Source organism: Mucilaginibacter flavus, from assembly GCF_030409315.1.
Classification (GTDB): domain Bacteria; phylum Bacteroidota; class Bacteroidia; order Sphingobacteriales; family Sphingobacteriaceae; genus Mucilaginibacter; species Mucilaginibacter flavus.
In genome coordinates, this window is record NZ_JAUFPS010000096.1 from 49,230 (window position 1) to 64,952 (window position 15,723).

Consider the following 15,723-nt stretch of genomic DNA (forward strand, 5'->3'; position numbering starts at 1 on the left):
GATAATTGCAAATTTTGTAAAACAAAAAAGCCGTTCGGGTAGTTCCGAACGGCTTGTATTTTTGATGATTCCCTTGGAATTATTTTACTTGTTGAAAAAATTCAAGGTTAGCTTGTTGGGTTATCCTTACAAGCACTTCGTGAGTATCATTTTTCAAATCAACGAAGTATGAAGTAGCATCGATGTTTGAGTTAAGATCTGTATTAGCCTGGTAAACAATTACCTCGCCAATTTGGTAGCCAGCGTAATCTTTGTTAATCTCTTTCATTGTTTTAGCTGGGATAGCTTTAGGATCAACACGTTGAGTTACACCAAGGTACTCGCCGCTAAGATTGTAAAAAGCTGTTTTCCTTACGCCATCTATGGTAAAGCTCGCTTTTTGGCAGTTTTTAGTAACTGTCCAGTTAACGTCTTTTGCATCGGCAAAATCAACTGTGAAACCGTGTAAAGCTACGTATGATACGTTAGCACCACCATCATTTTTTTTACCGCCATCGGCAGCGAATACATTAACGCTTAATAAAGCGGCAATTGCAGTTGTTAAAAATATCTTTTTCATGTTGTGTTAAATTTTAAATCCATAACAAAAATAAGTAATTGTTGATTATTTGGCAATTAAAATTGAACTTTTGTAATTATTTGATAATTAATAAGCCATTAAGATGCTAAATTTTCACTTTTATAATTAAGGTGGTGTAATAATTACAATATCGTAAACGCCAAAAGATTAAAAAAATTCATTTAAATGAATCTAAACCGTTTTAATAACATTTAATTACCTTTAATTTAACACTATAACACGGTATTTAAACTATTCAAATCCCTATAAGGTATACCCTAATTATAAGGCGTCTTACTATCGCCCTGATTGCAGATTTGATAAAACAAAAAAGCCGCCCGGAAAATCCGGACGGCCTGTATTTCTTTTAATTCCCCTGGAATTATTTTACTTGCTGAAAAAATTCAAGGTTGGCTTGTTGAGTTATCCTTACAAGCACTTCGTGGTTGTCATTTTTCAAATCAACGAAGTATGAAGTAGCATCGATGTTTGCATTGATATCGGTATTAGCCTGGTAAACAATTACTTCACCAACTTCATAACCAGCGTAGTCTTTGTTGATTTGTTTCATTGTTTTAGCAGGGATAGCTTTAGGGTCAACGCGTTGAGTTACACCAAGGTACTCGCCATTAAGGTTGTAAAAAGCTGTTTTCTTTACACCATCAATAGTGAAGGTTGCTTTTTGGGTATTTTTAGTAACTGTCCAGTTAACGTCCTTTGCATCAGCAAAGTCAACAGTGAAACCGTGTAAAGCTACATATGATACGTTGGTACCACCATCATTTTTTTTGCCACCATCAGCAGCGAATACATTAACGCTTAATAAAGCGGCAATTGCGGTTGTTAAAAATATCTTTTTCATGTTGTTTTAAATTTTAAATCCGCAACAAAAATAAGTCTGAATTAACGATTTGGCAAATAAAAATGAATTTTTGTAATTTTTTGATAATAACAGTCAGTTTGACGTATAAAATTTAGATTTTCGTAATTTACTTAGTGTATAAATTACAATATCTATAAGCGTAAATTACATAAAAAAACGGATTAGAGCAATCTAAACCGTTTTAATAATATAAAATTGCACTGGAAATCAACCATTATCGGCAAAACCAGGATATAAGGTCATGCCTCCATCCATAAAAATAGTAGTACCTGTAATATAATCGGCCTGATCGGATGCCAGCCATGCTGCAAGTTGCCCTATATCAGCAGGTTTACCTATTCGGTTGTAGGGTATTAGGGTAAGTAATTTATCCAGTGCTTCGGGTGTATCCCATGCCGATTTATTAATTGGTGTTTGTATGGCACCTGGCCCGATACCAACCACCCTGATCTTATGCGGAGCCAATTCCTGCGCTATGCTTTTCATAAACATACTGATGCCGCCTTTGCTGGCCGCGTAATTAACATGGCCGGCCCATGGAATTACCTCATGTACACTGCTCATACAAATGATTTTTCCTGCGGCCTTACTTCGCTCTTCAACTACTCCCCTGCGAATGAATTCTTTAGCGGCTTCGCGCGAGCATAAGAACTGACCGGTTAAATTGATACTGATTATGGTATTCCAATCCTCCAGGGTCATATCAACAAACCTGGAATCCTTTTGCAGGCCTGCGTTGTTTACCAGGATATCGAGCGTGCCGTACTTTTCAAATATTTGAGCAAACATGGCTTTTACCTCATTTTCATGACTTACATCGGCTTGTATGGCAAAAGCTTCACCACCATCGGCAATTATGCCTTTAACGGTATCATCGGCTGCATCATGATTATGAGCGTAGTTGATCACTACCTTAGCACCGGCTTTAGCTAATTCCTGTGCTACGCCCCGGCCTATTCCGCTATCGGCACCGGTAACCAGCGCTATTTGTCCTTTTAATGATGGTGTTTGGTTCATATTAGCACTTTTTTTGTTTTAATATAACCAATGAAAATGAAAGAGTAATTGTTTTAACACGATTTAAGGATTTTTCCTCAACGTTAATACAGTCCTCATTGATAAAGCCTTCACATAATCCAAACATAATAGTGCCTTTTCCGTTGATTTTGAAAAGGAAATTCAATCATGGAAAAAATATATACAGCTGTAGTAACAGCAAAAGGAGGTCGCGACGGCCACATAAAATCTGAAGATGGTGTAGTAGATATGGAGCTGAAAGCGCCTAAAGTTATGGGCGGCGAAGATGGTTATGCCAATCCCGAATTGTTATTTGCTGGTGCCTGGGGCGCATGTTATCTGGGTGCCCTGGGCTCGGTTGGTACAAGGGATGGCGTAAATGTAACGCAGGCGACGGTTGATGTGCATATTACATTCAATAAAGAAGGATCGTCCTCTTATGCCCTATCTGCCGAATTGCATGTACACATTCCCGGCATAGATTGGGATGTTGCCCAGAAACTGGCCGAGGCGGCCCACAAAGGCTGTCCTTATTCCAAAGCAACAAGGGGCAATATTGATGTTAAAGTAATTGCTGATTAGTTTGTCAGTTTGCAGTATCCAGTTTGCAGATAGCAGTGGGCAGTTTTGCAGTTATTAGATTTGATGCTTACTGCAAACTGATAACTGCCCGCTGCTATCTGCAAACTACTCTTTACTGACCAACACGCTCCACTCGCTGCCGCTGCCTATTTTGTATACATCTGCAAAACTGCCCTGGTTTAAGGCGAAGGATAATTGAAGCAAACTGTTCAAATAGGCCAGTGGTTTACCTTTGGCAACCTGGCCGAAGGTTGAACTGTAAGGCGCGTCGCCTTCGTAGGCTTTTTTACCGTTGTGGTAAATCGTAAGGTGTAGTACGTCGCCTACTTTAAGGTTTAGCGGTTTTATCAAATCATCGCTAATGTTTGTCCACAAGTTGCCGTATTGCACATCCAATATATCAATGGTGCCTTTTAATTTGCCATTTTCTAATACTGCTTTTTGGTAGGGTAGTTTTACCACTTGTTTAGGTAATTCGGGGCCAACCTGCTCATAAGTGATCACACCGGCAGCCAGGCGCGCGGCGGTGTAAGCATACACATCGCGGCCATGAAATGTATACGATTTCTCGGAGCCGTGCCTGCGGTTTACATTTTCATCTATCTGCCTTATTTCGGCTATACCGAGTGATTCTGATATCAATGTTAAAGTTCCGTTATCTGGCGTAACTATATATTGCCCGGTATTTGTTTTTAACACAACAGATTTGCGGGAGGTCCCTACACCGGGATCAACAACCGATACAAACACGGTACCGGCGGGCCAATAGGTAACTGTTTGAAATAACCGGTAAGAGGCTTCCCATATGTTGTAAGCCGGAATTTCGTGCGTAAGGTCATATAATTTCAAATCCGGCGATACGCCAATAGCCACACCTTTCATGGCAGATACGGCGCCGTCCTTCAAGCCAAAATCCGACTGGAAAACAACAATTTTGTTTTGAGCGTAACCGCAATAGGAAATAAATAAGGAAAGTATAAGGAGTAGTTTTTTCTTCATGGTAGCTAATATAATGATTTAGCGGTGCTTTTGGAATAATTGCCCCAAAGTAAATAAGCACAAAAAAGGCCGCCCCAATTGGGAACGGCCTTCAAACCAAACTAACTACTTTATGAAAACAGTCTTAAATTATTTTACAGCTATTTCTCTTGATTGAAATTTAGCTTCTTCTTTTTTAGTGATGGTCAATTTCAAAACACCATCAGTGTAATCGGCTTCAATTTTTGATTGATCGGCACTTTCTGGCAAGGTGAACGACCTGCTGAATGAGTTGTAGCTATACTCGCGTTTGCTGAATTTTTTACCTTCAACGGTTTCGGTTTTCTTTTCGGCCGATACTGTCAAAATATTTTTATCCAAGGCTATTTTAAGGTCTTCTTTCTTTAAGCCGGGTACAGCAAGCTCAACTTCAAATTCATTTTCGGTTTCGGCAATGTTTACAGCAGGTATACGGGCAACCAATTTATCGCCTAAAAATGAATCGTTCAAAATTGAATCGAATACATCGTTAAAGAATGGGCCTCTCGCGTTATTTTTTAATCCGTTGTTAAATTTTACTAATGTCATGATATGTATTTTCTAAGTTTTTGTTTTTGTTAACTTCGTGATGTATTAATCAACTGTTATACCAACCCGTAAAGTCAATATCTATAGCGACATTTTGTCGCTTTGATATATTTTATACAGACAAATTGACGCAAATGGCTGAAAAACTTACCGATTACAAGTTCAAAACGGACATCCACATCCGTTTTTCAGATATAGATTCCCTTGGGCATGTGAACAATGCCGTGTATTTAACCTACTTTGAAACCGCGCGTACCAGCTACTGGAAAGAGGCTATTGGCTGGGATTGGAATAATGCCGGCATTATCATTGGCCGGTCGGAGATCAATTATTTAAAGCAAATTACCATTAATGATAAAATTGCCTGCTACGTGCGTACCATTCGCATAGGCAACAGTAGTTTTGATGTAATGCATGTATTGGTAAAAGTTACCGCCGAAGGCGAAGAAATTGTAACCACCGGCAAAACCGTGTGCATTAGTTATGATTATAACGCCAGTAAATCGGTATCCATCCCCCCGCACGAGCGGCAGAGTATGATAGCCTTTGACGAGCCAAGATTGATTTTGAATACGAATTGAGGATGTGCAGATTATAGATTTCAGATGTGGAGATGAACCGTGCGCTGCCGGAATAAAAATACGCGTATCCACGCCACCAGCAAGAACAACATAACCTTTATAACCAAACCTTAAATAATAAATTATGGCTGTAGGATTTACACCAAAATACGTAGAGGAATATTCTCTTGAAAATTTTTCGCCCAGACATTTTCTTGTGGTAGCCAACGAAGCCGTTAAAGAACTAACCTGGCAGGTAAACTACATAAGCCCAACGGGCTTAATTGCCTACACAGATAATGGTGTATTCAGCTGGAACGCGACCATAAGTATTGTAATTGAAAATGACATAGCCACACTAAAAAGTTCATCAGCAGGTAACGAGATGATTGATCTTGGTCGCAATAAAAAACGGGTATTGGAGCTTGTTTATGAATTAAATACAGCTAAAACTAAATACAGCGCCGAAGAACTTGAGGCAAATTATCAGGAATTGAAGGCCAGCTTCCCTCCTGCCGAAGACGATTATTTACAGCAACCACCAGCCACTACTGCCGATCAGATCAATAGCTTTCTTTCTGTATTTAAGCCTACCACCGGCTATTTTGTTACGCCTATACTGGTTATTGCCAACATTTTGGTATTTGTGTTAATGGGGATAAAAGGTGTGGGCATTTTAATGCCGGAAACTAAGGACCTATTAAATTGGGGTGCCGATTTTGGCCCATACACCTTAAATGGACAATGGTGGCGTTTGCTCAGCAGTGCATTTTTACACGGTGGAATTATGCATTTACTTTTTAATATGTACGCCTTGATTTACATTGGTTTACTGTTAGAGCCATACCTGGGCAAGCTGAGATTTATTACCGCGTATATATTAACAGCGTTAACGGCAAGCATGACCAGTTTATGGTGGCATCCCGAAACCGTTAGCGTAGGTGCTTCGGGCGCTATTTTTGGGATGTATGGCGTTTTCCTGGCTATGCTTACCACCAATTTAATCGAAAAATCTACCCGTAAAGCTTTGCTTACCAGTATAGCTGTATTTGTAGGATATAACTTACTTTATGGTGTTAAAGCCGGCATTGATAACGCGGCGCACATTGGCGGCCTGGCTGGTGGTTTAGTAATTGGTTATTGCCTTATTATCAGCCTGAAAAAACCGGAAGATGATCGTTTAAACTACCGCATTTGCGGAATCCTGGCCGCTGTAATTATAGGTACCTGCGGTTGGCTATATCAAAACATGCCAAATGATTTAGGGCAATACGATACTTATATCAAGGAGTTTTCGCAAAACGAAGTTAACGCGCTTGAGATTTATAAATTGAAAAATGCATCGAACCCACAATTACTTACTGCCATTAAAAGTGGGATTAACTATTGGGATAAGGATGTGAAAATATTGGATAAAATTGATAGACTTAAATTACCCGATGTGGTAAAATCAAACAACAAAAAACTACACCGATATATCGATTTGCGTATTAAAAGCTATGAGGTGCTTTATAAAGGTGTTAGCGAAAATACTGATAAATACAAACCCGACATCGAAAATTATAATCGTCAAATTCAACTCAGCCTTGATGATCTTAAAGGAAAATAACCTGACTTAATGGTTTGAGTATTTGAATAAAATTTGGTCACATTTTCAAATACTCAAACCATCAAATTCTCAAATTAAAATATCTTCCCCGGATTAAGTATCCCCTTCGGATCAAATACGGCTTTGATGCCTTTCCAAAGAGCGAAATGTACATCGGAGTATTTTATCGGCATGAAATCCTTTTGTACCAGGCCGATACCATGTTCGCCGGATAAGGTGCCGCCAAGGCTTACGGTAAGCTCGAAAATTTCTTTGATGCCATCTTTTAATTTGTGGTTCCAGTCATGATCGCTCATGTTGCCTTTGATGATATTTACATGCAGATTTCCATCGCCGGCATGGCCGTAACACACGGATTCAAAGCCGTATTTTGCACCGGTTTCTTTTATCCCTTTAATCAGTTGCGGCAAGGCCGCACGCGGCACTACAGTATCTTCCTCTTTATAAACCGAGTTTGATTTTACAGATACCGCCATGGTACGGCGCAGGCGCCAGAGTTCTTCTTTTTGCGCAGATGAATCGGCAAACAACACGTCGACGCAATCATGCGCTTCTAAAACGGTGTTGATCTTTTCGCAATCGGCAAAAATAACATCCTGATTACTGCCATCTACTTCTATCAGTAAAAAAGCCTCCACTCCATCTTGTAAATTAAAGGCGATATCGTCATGTTCTTTTACCCACTCCACTCCTCTTCTTTCCATAAACTCAAGTGCTGATGGTATTACACCCGCTCTGAATATAGCCGAAACAGCCTTGCAGGCTGCCTCGTTACTCGGGAACGAGGCCAGCATCAGTGCATCCAGTGTTGGTGCTGGTACCAATTTTACTACTATTTTGGTTACTATCCCCAAAGTACCCTCAGAGCCAATGATCAGTTGGGTTAAATTGTAGCCCGACGCATATTTAAGGGTATTGGCGCCCGTCCAGATGATTTCGCCGTTGGGCATTACCACCTGCAGATTAAGCACATATTCGCGAATGGTGCCATATTTAACAACCCTTGGGCCACCAGAACCGTGAGATACATTGCCGCCGATAAAACAACTTCCTTTACTCGCAGGGTCCACGGGGTAAAGCAGACCTTTGGCTGCTACCTGGTTCATAAACTCTTCGGTGATCACGCCGGGTTCAACAGTAGCCTGTAAGTTTTGCTCATCAATCTCCAATACATTGTTAAAACGTTCCATGGCGATGAGCAATCCGCCCTGCACCGGCAACGCGCCTCCGCTTAGGCCGGTGCCTGCGCCGCGCGGCGTTACCGGGATCATGTTATCGTTACAAAGTTTCATTAATGCCGATACCTGCTCTGGCGTGTTGGGCTTTACAACAACTTCGGGATAATATACCAGGTCTTCGGTTTCATCGTGGCTGTATTTTTCCAGGTCGGCATGTTGGGTAATCACCGCATCGGCACCAACAATGGTAGTTATGTGTTCTAAAACACCCGGGGTTATAATATTGTACTTCATTTTGCAGGCTGATAGTTAATGGTGACGCTTGAGCATGCTATTTTACCAATCAATGGTGGATTAAGCTTTTTAACGGCAACCCGGATACTTCGTACAAAAGGGTATTTTTCCACTATCTTTTCAATGATGGCTTCGGCCACGGTTTCAATCAATTTACGGGGATGCTTCATCTCTTCGCAGGCTATGTTATAAACCTTTTCATAATCGACGGTGTTGTTAATATTATCGTCGCTAAAATCGTGTTTAGGCGAAAAATCAACCTCTACATCTACGAGGAAACGGCAGCCTAATTTTTGTTCTTCGGGATAAAAGCCATGGTATGCAAAAAATTCCGCACCCTGCAAAGCGATAGTCATCATGCTTCAAAAGTAGCAGATTTTGTTGGTTTACTCAATAAAATACGTCCTTCAGGGGTTCTACATAAACTAAATAGACTGAACTGATAGTTATTGTAGAACACGTTTGAATTTTTTTGGAAAAATATTTTCTCTAAAAACTATGTTTAAATCATCTAAACATAGTTTTTGATATAAAGTGGCTTCTGGTAACTAAAAACGGCGTTTTTGAATGAAATAACTCCACTTTAAATCCTATATATTTGCTCACCAAGTATAACGTTATGGCCAAAACAGATCTGTACGAATCGCCCGATTATTATTTATTAGATGAATTACTTACCGAAGAACATAAGCTGATCCGCTCGTCGGTACGCGACTGGGTGAAAAAGGAACTAAGTCCAATAATTGAAGACTACGCCCAAAAAGCAGAGTTCCCGATGCAGCTGGTAAAAGGCCTTGCCGAGATTGGCGCTTTTGGCCCTACTATCCCCGTTGAATATGGTGGTGCAGGTTTGGATTATATATCTTACGGTATCATCATGCAGGAAATTGAACGTGGCGACTCAGGCATCCGTTCGGCTTCATCTGTACAGGGGTCTTTGGTAATGTACCCTATTTATGCTTACGGATCTGAAGAACAACGTAAAAAATACCTGCCGCGTTTGGCATCAGGTGAAATCATGGGCTGCTTCGGCCTCACCGAACCCGATCATGGTTCAAACCCGGGTGGTATGACTACCAATATTAAAGATGCCGGCGATCATTATATTTTAAATGGCGCCAAAATGTGGATTTCCAATGCCCCATTTGCCGATATTGCTGTAATATGGGCGCGTGATGAAAACAAAAAAGTACGTGGCCTTATTGTAGAGCGTGGCATGGAAGGTTTTACCACTCCTACTACGCATAATAAATGGTCGCTTAGGGCATCGGCAACAGGCGAGCTTGTTTTTGATAATGTTAAAATTCCAAAAGAAAATATACTTCCTGATGCGATAGGATTAAAAGGCCCCTTAGGCTGCCTTAACCAGGCACGATACGGGATTGCATGGGGTGCGTTGGGCGCAGCAATGGATTGTTATGATACCGCCTTAAGATATGCTAAAGAACGTGTACAATTTGGCAAGCCGATAGCCGCTTTTCAATTGCAGCAAAAGAAACTTGCAGAAATGATTACAGAAATCACCAAAGCGCAGTTGCTGGTTTGGCGTTTAGGTGTACTTAAAAATGAAAACCGTGCAAGCGCGGCGCAAATATCAATGGCCAAACGAAACAGTGTAGAAACCGCGATAACTATAGCCCGCGAAGCGCGTCAGATGTTGGGTGGTATGGGCATAACCGGCGAATATCCTATCATGAGGCATATGATGAACCTGGAATCGGTTATTACTTATGAGGGTACACATGATATTCATCTTTTAATTACCGGCATGGATATTACCGGCGAGGACGCTTTTAAATAAAAAGTAATTTAATCAAAAGGTAAATATTAGGTGGTTTAACTATAGTATTTGAATGTTACAAATACTACTTTTGTTGAAGCCCCTATTTTAATGTCCCCAGTTACATCTGTTATTAATTTTTTTAAACAATTCAAGCGCCATTTGCGGTTGTGTTGGTTTTTTGTGGTTCCTTTATTTTTTTACTCATGTACCGCAAATAATACAGATACAGGCGAATATTCCAGGCAATTTAAAGCCATTGGTGACACGGTTGACAATTTTAAAGATTTAAAAAAGCGACCGCTTATTGGCACCAATTATCTTGACTCGGCTTTTAAACGCATAGGCCACCCTTTTGTTCACGATAAGTTTAGGTTTTACGGCTACCATTATCTTTACCAGTTAAAACAAAAGCACGATTATAAAAAGGCCTTGCTGTATGCAGATAGCATGCTCATGATGGCTAAACAAAGTGTAACTAAACGCCGGTATCAGCTTGATTATGCTGAAGCAAATTTTGCCCTTGGCGACGCTTATTTCGCAATGTTTGAATATGCCGATGCTTATAAGTGCTTTTACCAGGGATATTATATAGGAAAAAGCCAGGTAAATAACGAAATACTGGCCGAATACACTTACCGCATAGGGATGGTGCTTTTTAAGCAGGCTCATTATCTTGAAGCCGCCAATTATTTCAAAATCAGCCATGATAAAAGCAGTGCCTATAAAGATGACTTCCGGTCTTTTTACCAGCGACAGGAATTATTGGCCGATATAGGGGAAAGTTATAAAAACGCGGGCGAAACCGATAGCGCGTCCTTTTACCTAAAAAAGGCGATTGACTATATCAACGCGAATAACCAACGCTTTAACAATGTTGCAGAAATGCTTGAAATTGCCAGGGGTGTTGTATATGGCGATCAGGGCGATGTAGCGTTTATTAAACAGGATTACAAAGGGGCAGAGAGTTTTCTCAAAAAGAGCATCGCCATTAATCTCAAAAAAGGGAATGATAATAAAGATGCTCAACTTACCGAAATAAAACTCGGACGTTTATATCTCGTGTCCAATCGCAGCGATGAATTGTTAGGATTGCTGCAAAGTTTACGTACCCAGTTAGATAGCATTCCAAATGCCGAAGCCGAAATTAACTGGAGTTATTTAATGGCCGGATATTATGAAAACAGAGATAATGCCAAAGCTTTGGCCTATTTTAAAAAGTACTCGGCACTAAAAGATTCAGCTGTTAAGCAGGCAAACTCGCTTAAAAGTATAAACGTAACTACGCAACAAGCTAATTATGAAAAACAAACTGAGATAGATAATCTTAAGGATTATAGCAAACGGCAGCTTATTTATATATACCTGGCGGTGCTGCTGGCTATTATGGCAGCCATCATCGTGTTCCTGGTGTTCAGAAACCTCAAACGCTCGCGCAGGGACGTTGTGGCCATAAAGGCCCTTAATGATAAAATCAGCCATCAAAAAGAAAACCTGGAGCACGCACTGGAAGAACTTAACCAGAGCGGCCGCGAAAAAGACCGCATATTAAGGGCTGTAGCCCATGATCTTCGTAATCCGCTTGGCGGTATTGCCTCACTTTCGAGTGTTATGGCCGAAGAGGAATACACTGCCGATCAATTGGATATGATCAACCTGATTAAAGAAACCTCATTTAATTCATTGGAGCTTATTAACGAAATTTTAGAAGTTGCAAACACTGCCAATGTAACTTTTAATAAGGATTGGGTAGATGTTAATTCGCTGATAAGCAACAGTGTTGAATTAATGCGATTTAAAGCTGCCGATAAACAGCAATCCATCAAACTTGCTTTACCACCGGATTCGGTTTCAATTTTCATCAATCGCGAGAAAATATGGCGGGTAATAAGCAATTTAATCAGTAATGCCATCAAGTTTAGTAATAATGGCAGCGAAATAAATGTTTGTGTTAAAAACGAAGAAGCCTGGGTACACGTTGCGGTAAAAGATAATGGAATAGGTATTCCTGATAAACTTAAGCAAGGTGTTTTTAATATGTTTACCGATGCTAAGCGGCCGGGAACAGAAGGCGAAAAATCGTTTGGATTGGGCTTGTCTATCTGCCAACAGATCATCGGTATCCATAACGGCAAAATATGGTTTGAAAGCGATACCGAAAGCGGAACTACATTTTACTTTTCGCTTCCAAGGTAAGTTCTTCCTGCTTAACCTCCTTTTTCAAAAACTCCGCAAACCACTTTCCAGACATTTTTACAATCCGTTTTTGCGTGTTATGATCCACATGGATTAACCCAAAGCGGGGATGATAGCCTTCGGCCCATTCAAAATTATCGGTAAGTGTCCACACAAAATAGCCATTTACATTACAGCCTTCGTTTTTTGCCTTTAATACCTGGGCAAGATAATCCTGTAAGTATTGTAGCCTCTTGGGGTCGTTAACTTCGCCATCAGCGACTTCATCGGGAAAAGCAGAACCGTTTTCGGTAATGATAATATTTTTGATTTTGGGATAGGCCGCAAACTTTTTTATCATATGATAAATAGATGGCGGGTGTACTTCCCATCGCATCGCGGTGAGTTCTACCCTCCTGTTTTCGGCTTTAATAATCCTGGCGCTTACATATGGCGTAAAAAAAGAATACTTTACAATTTCGCGGGTGTAGTTCTGCACGCCAATAAAATCAAAATCAAAATGCATGTTCTCCTCATCACCGGGCAAAATGTATTTCTGAATCCCCTTTAAAGCAGGCAGATCTTTAACGGGGTATCCCATACCTAAAATGGGTTCAATATACAAACGGTTTATGAGGGCATCTACCCTAACCGCGGCTGCTATATCACGGGGCTTATCCGTTAAGGGCTCAACCTGCGAGCAGGAAAATGTTGTTCCTATCTGTGCATCCGCAGGTAGGAGCTCCCGCAAAATACGGGCACCAGCCACGATACTCAATACTACATGATGAATTACCGAAGTAAAACTTCTCAAACCACTTCGGCCGGGGGCGTGAATCCCAAAAAAGTACCCTGCTCCTGTAAATACTACGGGCTCGTTCATCACCATCCAATGTTTAACCCTATCGCCAAAACTTTTTACACAAAGGGTGGTAAATTCACTGAACCAAGTGATAACCTCGCGGTTAGCCCAACCTCCCTTTTGTTCTAATACCTGCGGCAGGTCCCAGTGATAAATGGTAACCCAGGGCGTTACGTCCTGTTTAAGGCAATAATCAATCACGCGGTTATAGTAGTCAATACCAGCCTGGTTAATCTCGCCTGTGCCGTTTGGCAACAAACGCGTCCATGATATAGAAAACCGGAAATTGGGGATGTTTAATTTTTTAATGAGGTCGATATCCTCTTCGTAGCGATTATAAAAATCGCATGCGGTGAGCGCATGGTCGGCATTTAAAATTTTACCTTTTCTGGCGGTAAAATTATCCCAAACAGATTCGCCTTTACCATCAATATCATGAGCGCCTTCAATTTGAAAAGCGGCTGTAGATACTCCCCATTCAAAACCGGGGCCAAAAAGTTCTCTGTTCAGAGCAGTATGCTGATTAGTAATTTTCATTAAATTGGACTACGAGGGTCCAAAATTGCGATATTATTTGCAAAGGGCCAGTATAAAACTGAATTATATTAATGTATGAAAGATGATTTCATACTTTTCAGCATCATCCACTCGCGTAAACCGCCTATAAGTCTTGAAAACACATTGATAAATTTCATAACCTTATTTTTTTAATTAACTAAAGGTACAAGGCTGATATGTAGTTACTGTAACAGCTATATTATCAAATCGTTAAGCGCCGCGATAAGCAACAGTACTAATATAGCAATTTGCCATCAATTAAAACATTACCTGCAATTATACAAGTATCAGGGCCGGCTATAAATTAAATTCACTGCCACTCAAACTTTACCCATTACTGACTATGTTTATTATTTAAGGCAACTAAACAGTTAACATTAACACGTTTATTTACAATATTTGCCTTTGCATACAAGATCACCTAAAAACATGAAAAAATACACTGCATTCGCTTTTATCGCCGCAATTGCAATGGGTTGCACCGATACTAAAAAACAAGAAAAAGTACTTTTAGACAGTGTTATTGCTGTACATGATAAAGTAATGGCAAACGATGGGCATTTAATGAACAACAAAATGTTGTTGGATAGTCTGGTTAAAAGCAAGCCCGCAGTAAAGGATTCGACCACGGCGTATTTGAAAATTGTTGATGGCGCCGATAGCGTTATGGGCGATTGGATGCACAAGTTTGATATGGAAAACAAAGGAAAATCGCACCAGGAAATAATGGATTACCTGGAAGATCAGAAAAAGAAGATTCAGGCAATCGATTTGCAAATTAACCAGGCAGTCAGCCAATCTGACAAATATCTTAGTCAAAATAAATAACGATGAGGAACTTACTATTTATAGGTATTGCAGCATTGGTTACATTAAACTCCTGCACTTCAAAACCGGATAAACTTCCTGTTTTGGGGAATAAACAACCTGTCACTAAAATGGTCGATGGAAAGCAAGTTACCGATACTGCTTACGCAACAATTCCTGATTTTAAATTTGTTAACCAGTATGGCGATACCATCACTGCTAAAAATTTGAACGGCAAAATATACGTGGCCGATTTTTTCTTTACTACCTGCCCGTCCATTTGCCCGGTTATGCACCGCAATATGCTTAACGTTTATAAAGAGTTTAAGGATGATGATAACTTTCGCATCCTATCGCACACCATCGATCCTAAATATGATACCGTGCCGGTGTTAAAGCGATATGCCGATAAAATGGGCATCAGCGGAAATAGCTGGTGGTTATTGCATGGCAATAAGGGTGATACCTACGGCATTTCCAAAAGCTACCTGCAAAGCGTACAGGAAAAAAATCCGGCGGGGCAGTTTATTCATGACGGTTTTTTCATTTTGATTGATAAGCAAAAGCGTATTCGTGGTACTTACGAGGGCACCGATCCTAAAGAGGTTGATAAATTGATAGCCGATATCAAAACTTTAAAGGCTGAGCCGGAACAAGCAGTTGCAAAATGAAAATTAAACTGATAATTGGTATATTTTTATTCATAATGATTACAGCCATCGTATCGTCATGCCAAAGCGATGCGCAGGTTGAATTTAGTCGGTATTACGCCGGGGGAGCCAGTATTTACCAGGAGCATTGCCAAAACTGCCACGGCGAAAAAGGCGAAGGTTTGCAATCACTGATTCCCCCGCTTACCGATTCCATTTACCTTAAAAATAACAAAAAGTTATTGGCCTGCTTTCTCCAAAATGGTCTTAAAGGAAAAATAACGGTCAATAAAAGCGATTTCGATGATGAAATGAAACCAACAGACCTTGCTCCCATTGAAATAGCCAAGGTGCTTACCTATGTTACCAACTCATTTGGCAACAAAATGGGTACGGTTAATTTACAAATGGTTGAGGGCGATTTGGCTAAATGCCGGTAATGGGGTGCGGGTTGCGGAGATCGATTTTCGTTACACCCTTATGCCCGCATCATACGCATTTGGATTATTTTTTTAGCATTCACATAGGAACTGGCGTCCCATTTATGTGGTGGGCAAAATGGATAGTCAACGTGGCTCCGGTCAAAACGAATCATGTGGTCTTTTAGTGATTTTTCTGGTATTTCCCTTTGCAACTCATAAAC

Annotated in this window: 16 protein-coding genes; 8 read left to right on the forward strand and 8 right to left on the reverse strand. The window is 40.4% G+C overall.

Annotated elements, in window-relative coordinates; translation table 11 throughout:
• Positions 1-79: 79 nt before the first annotated feature.
• The 3 genes from QWZ17_RS28155 to QWZ17_RS28165 form a co-directional block, all read right to left on the reverse strand.
• The gene (locus QWZ17_RS28155; protein WP_290308691.1) at positions 80-559 is read right to left on the reverse strand and encodes a hypothetical protein; all 480 of its coding nucleotides are present in this window, start codon (positions 557-559) and stop codon (positions 80-82) included.
• A 382-nt stretch (positions 560-941) separates the two neighbouring features.
• On the reverse strand, positions 942-1,421 hold the full coding sequence (locus QWZ17_RS28160) for a hypothetical protein (RefSeq protein WP_290308692.1): 480 nt from the start codon (positions 1,419-1,421) through the stop codon (positions 942-944).
• A gap of 228 nt (positions 1,422-1,649) precedes the next feature.
• Positions 1,650-2,459: an SDR family oxidoreductase gene (locus QWZ17_RS28165; RefSeq protein WP_290308693.1), complete on the reverse strand. Its 810-nt coding sequence runs from the start codon at positions 2,457-2,459 to the stop codon at positions 1,650-1,652.
• A gap of 168 nt (positions 2,460-2,627) precedes the next feature.
• Here QWZ17_RS28165 and QWZ17_RS28170 point away from each other — a divergent pair, with 168 nt between their 5' ends.
• Positions 2,628-3,041 carry an Ohr family peroxiredoxin gene (locus QWZ17_RS28170; protein WP_290308694.1) on the forward strand — a complete coding sequence of 138 codons (414 nt, stop codon included), beginning with the start codon at positions 2,628-2,630 and terminating at the stop codon, positions 3,039-3,041.
• Positions 3,042-3,146: 105 nt separating this feature from the next.
• On the opposite strand, the gene QWZ17_RS28175 is transcribed toward QWZ17_RS28170, so the two are convergent.
• On the reverse strand, positions 3,147-4,040 hold the full coding sequence (locus QWZ17_RS28175; protein WP_290308695.1) for an SAM hydrolase/SAM-dependent halogenase family protein: 894 nt from the start codon (positions 4,038-4,040) through the stop codon (positions 3,147-3,149).
• Positions 4,041-4,169: 129 nt separating this feature from the next.
• On the reverse strand, positions 4,170-4,607 hold the full coding sequence (locus tag QWZ17_RS28180) for an Hsp20/alpha crystallin family protein (protein ID WP_290308696.1): 438 nt from the start codon (positions 4,605-4,607) through the stop codon (positions 4,170-4,172).
• A gap of 134 nt (positions 4,608-4,741) precedes the next feature.
• Here QWZ17_RS28180 and QWZ17_RS28185 point away from each other — a divergent pair, with 134 nt between their 5' ends.
• Complete coding sequence (locus QWZ17_RS28185) at positions 4,742-5,188, forward strand: acyl-CoA thioesterase (RefSeq protein ID WP_290308697.1); 447 nt, start codon at positions 4,742-4,744, stop codon at positions 5,186-5,188.
• 124 nt (positions 5,189-5,312) lie between these two features.
• Complete coding sequence (locus tag QWZ17_RS28190; protein WP_290308698.1) at positions 5,313-6,776, forward strand: rhomboid family intramembrane serine protease; 1,464 nt, start codon at positions 5,313-5,315, stop codon at positions 6,774-6,776.
• Positions 6,777-6,850: 74 nt separating this feature from the next.
• Here the strand turns inward: QWZ17_RS28190 and QWZ17_RS28195 are convergent, their stop codons facing one another.
• Together QWZ17_RS28195 and folB are read right to left on the reverse strand one after the other, a co-directional pair.
• A complete protein-coding gene (locus QWZ17_RS28195; RefSeq protein WP_290308699.1) occupies positions 6,851-8,248 on the reverse strand; it encodes an FAD-binding oxidoreductase in 1,398 nt (465 codons plus the stop codon).
• The gene (folB, locus tag QWZ17_RS28200) at positions 8,245-8,607 is read right to left on the reverse strand and encodes a dihydroneopterin aldolase (RefSeq protein WP_290308700.1); all 363 of its coding nucleotides are present in this window, start codon (positions 8,605-8,607) and stop codon (positions 8,245-8,247) included. The genes QWZ17_RS28195 and folB overlap by 4 nt, the downstream gene beginning before the upstream one ends.
• 260 nt (positions 8,608-8,867) lie before the next feature.
• Between folB and QWZ17_RS28205 the strand changes: the two genes are divergently transcribed.
• Both QWZ17_RS28205 and QWZ17_RS28210 read left to right on the forward strand, forming a co-directional pair.
• Positions 8,868-10,049, forward strand: coding sequence for an acyl-CoA dehydrogenase family protein (locus tag QWZ17_RS28205; RefSeq protein WP_290308701.1), 1,182 nt, complete (start codon positions 8,868-8,870; stop codon positions 10,047-10,049).
• A 162-nt stretch (positions 10,050-10,211) separates the two neighbouring features.
• A complete protein-coding gene (locus QWZ17_RS28210) occupies positions 10,212-12,224 on the forward strand; it encodes a sensor histidine kinase (RefSeq protein WP_290308702.1) in 2,013 nt (670 codons plus the stop codon).
• On the opposite strand, the gene QWZ17_RS28215 is transcribed toward QWZ17_RS28210, so the two are convergent.
• Positions 12,196-13,602: a GH1 family beta-glucosidase gene (locus QWZ17_RS28215; RefSeq protein WP_290308703.1), complete on the reverse strand. Its 1,407-nt coding sequence runs from the start codon at positions 13,600-13,602 to the stop codon at positions 12,196-12,198. The two genes, QWZ17_RS28210 and QWZ17_RS28215, sit on opposite strands and share 29 nt — an antisense overlap.
• Before the next feature lie 450 nt (positions 13,603-14,052).
• Here QWZ17_RS28215 and QWZ17_RS28220 point away from each other — a divergent pair, with 450 nt between their 5' ends.
• From QWZ17_RS28220 to QWZ17_RS28230, 3 genes are read left to right on the forward strand one after another with little or no spacing between them, the layout of a single operon-like run.
• Positions 14,053-14,451, forward strand: a complete 399-nt coding sequence (locus QWZ17_RS28220; RefSeq protein WP_290308704.1) for a hypothetical protein — start codon at positions 14,053-14,055, stop codon at positions 14,449-14,451.
• A gap of 2 nt (positions 14,452-14,453) precedes the next feature.
• Entirely contained in the window at positions 14,454-15,101 is a 648-nt protein-coding gene (locus QWZ17_RS28225; RefSeq protein ID WP_290308705.1) for an SCO family protein, read from the forward strand.
• 35 nt (positions 15,102-15,136) lie between these two features.
• Positions 15,137-15,520, forward strand: a complete 384-nt coding sequence (locus tag QWZ17_RS28230; RefSeq protein WP_290308707.1) for a c-type cytochrome — start codon at positions 15,137-15,139, stop codon at positions 15,518-15,520.
• Positions 15,521-15,723 lie beyond the last annotated feature (203 nt).

Coding starts and splice junctions, on each gene's coding strand:
- QWZ17_RS28215 (WP_290308703.1), bottom strand. CDS start 13,602: ATGAAAATTACTAATCAGCATACTGCTCTGAACAGAGAACTTTTTGGC.
- QWZ17_RS28190 (WP_290308698.1), top strand. CDS start 5,313: ATGGCTGTAGGATTTACACCAAAATACGTAGAGGAATATTCTCTTGAA.
- folB (WP_290308700.1), bottom strand. CDS start 8,607: ATGATGACTATCGCTTTGCAGGGTGCGGAATTTTTTGCATACCATGGC.
- QWZ17_RS28165 (WP_290308693.1), bottom strand. CDS start 2,459: ATGAACCAAACACCATCATTAAAAGGACAAATAGCGCTGGTTACCGGT.
- QWZ17_RS28170 (WP_290308694.1), top strand. CDS start 2,628: ATGGAAAAAATATATACAGCTGTAGTAACAGCAAAAGGAGGTCGCGAC.
- QWZ17_RS28205 (WP_290308701.1), top strand. CDS start 8,868: ATGGCCAAAACAGATCTGTACGAATCGCCCGATTATTATTTATTAGAT.
- QWZ17_RS28225 (WP_290308705.1), top strand. CDS start 14,454: ATGAGGAACTTACTATTTATAGGTATTGCAGCATTGGTTACATTAAAC.
- QWZ17_RS28155 (WP_290308691.1), bottom strand. CDS start 559: ATGAAAAAGATATTTTTAACAACTGCAATTGCCGCTTTATTAAGCGTT.
- QWZ17_RS28180 (WP_290308696.1), bottom strand. CDS start 4,607: ATGACATTAGTAAAATTTAACAACGGATTAAAAAATAACGCGAGAGGC.
- QWZ17_RS28175 (WP_290308695.1), bottom strand. CDS start 4,040: ATGAAGAAAAAACTACTCCTTATACTTTCCTTATTTATTTCCTATTGC.
- QWZ17_RS28160 (WP_290308692.1), bottom strand. CDS start 1,421: ATGAAAAAGATATTTTTAACAACCGCAATTGCCGCTTTATTAAGCGTT.
- QWZ17_RS28195 (WP_290308699.1), bottom strand. CDS start 8,248: ATGAAGTACAATATTATAACCCCGGGTGTTTTAGAACACATAACTACC.
- QWZ17_RS28185 (WP_290308697.1), top strand. CDS start 4,742: ATGGCTGAAAAACTTACCGATTACAAGTTCAAAACGGACATCCACATC.
- QWZ17_RS28220 (WP_290308704.1), top strand. CDS start 14,053: ATGAAAAAATACACTGCATTCGCTTTTATCGCCGCAATTGCAATGGGT.
- QWZ17_RS28230 (WP_290308707.1), top strand. CDS start 15,137: ATGATTACAGCCATCGTATCGTCATGCCAAAGCGATGCGCAGGTTGAA.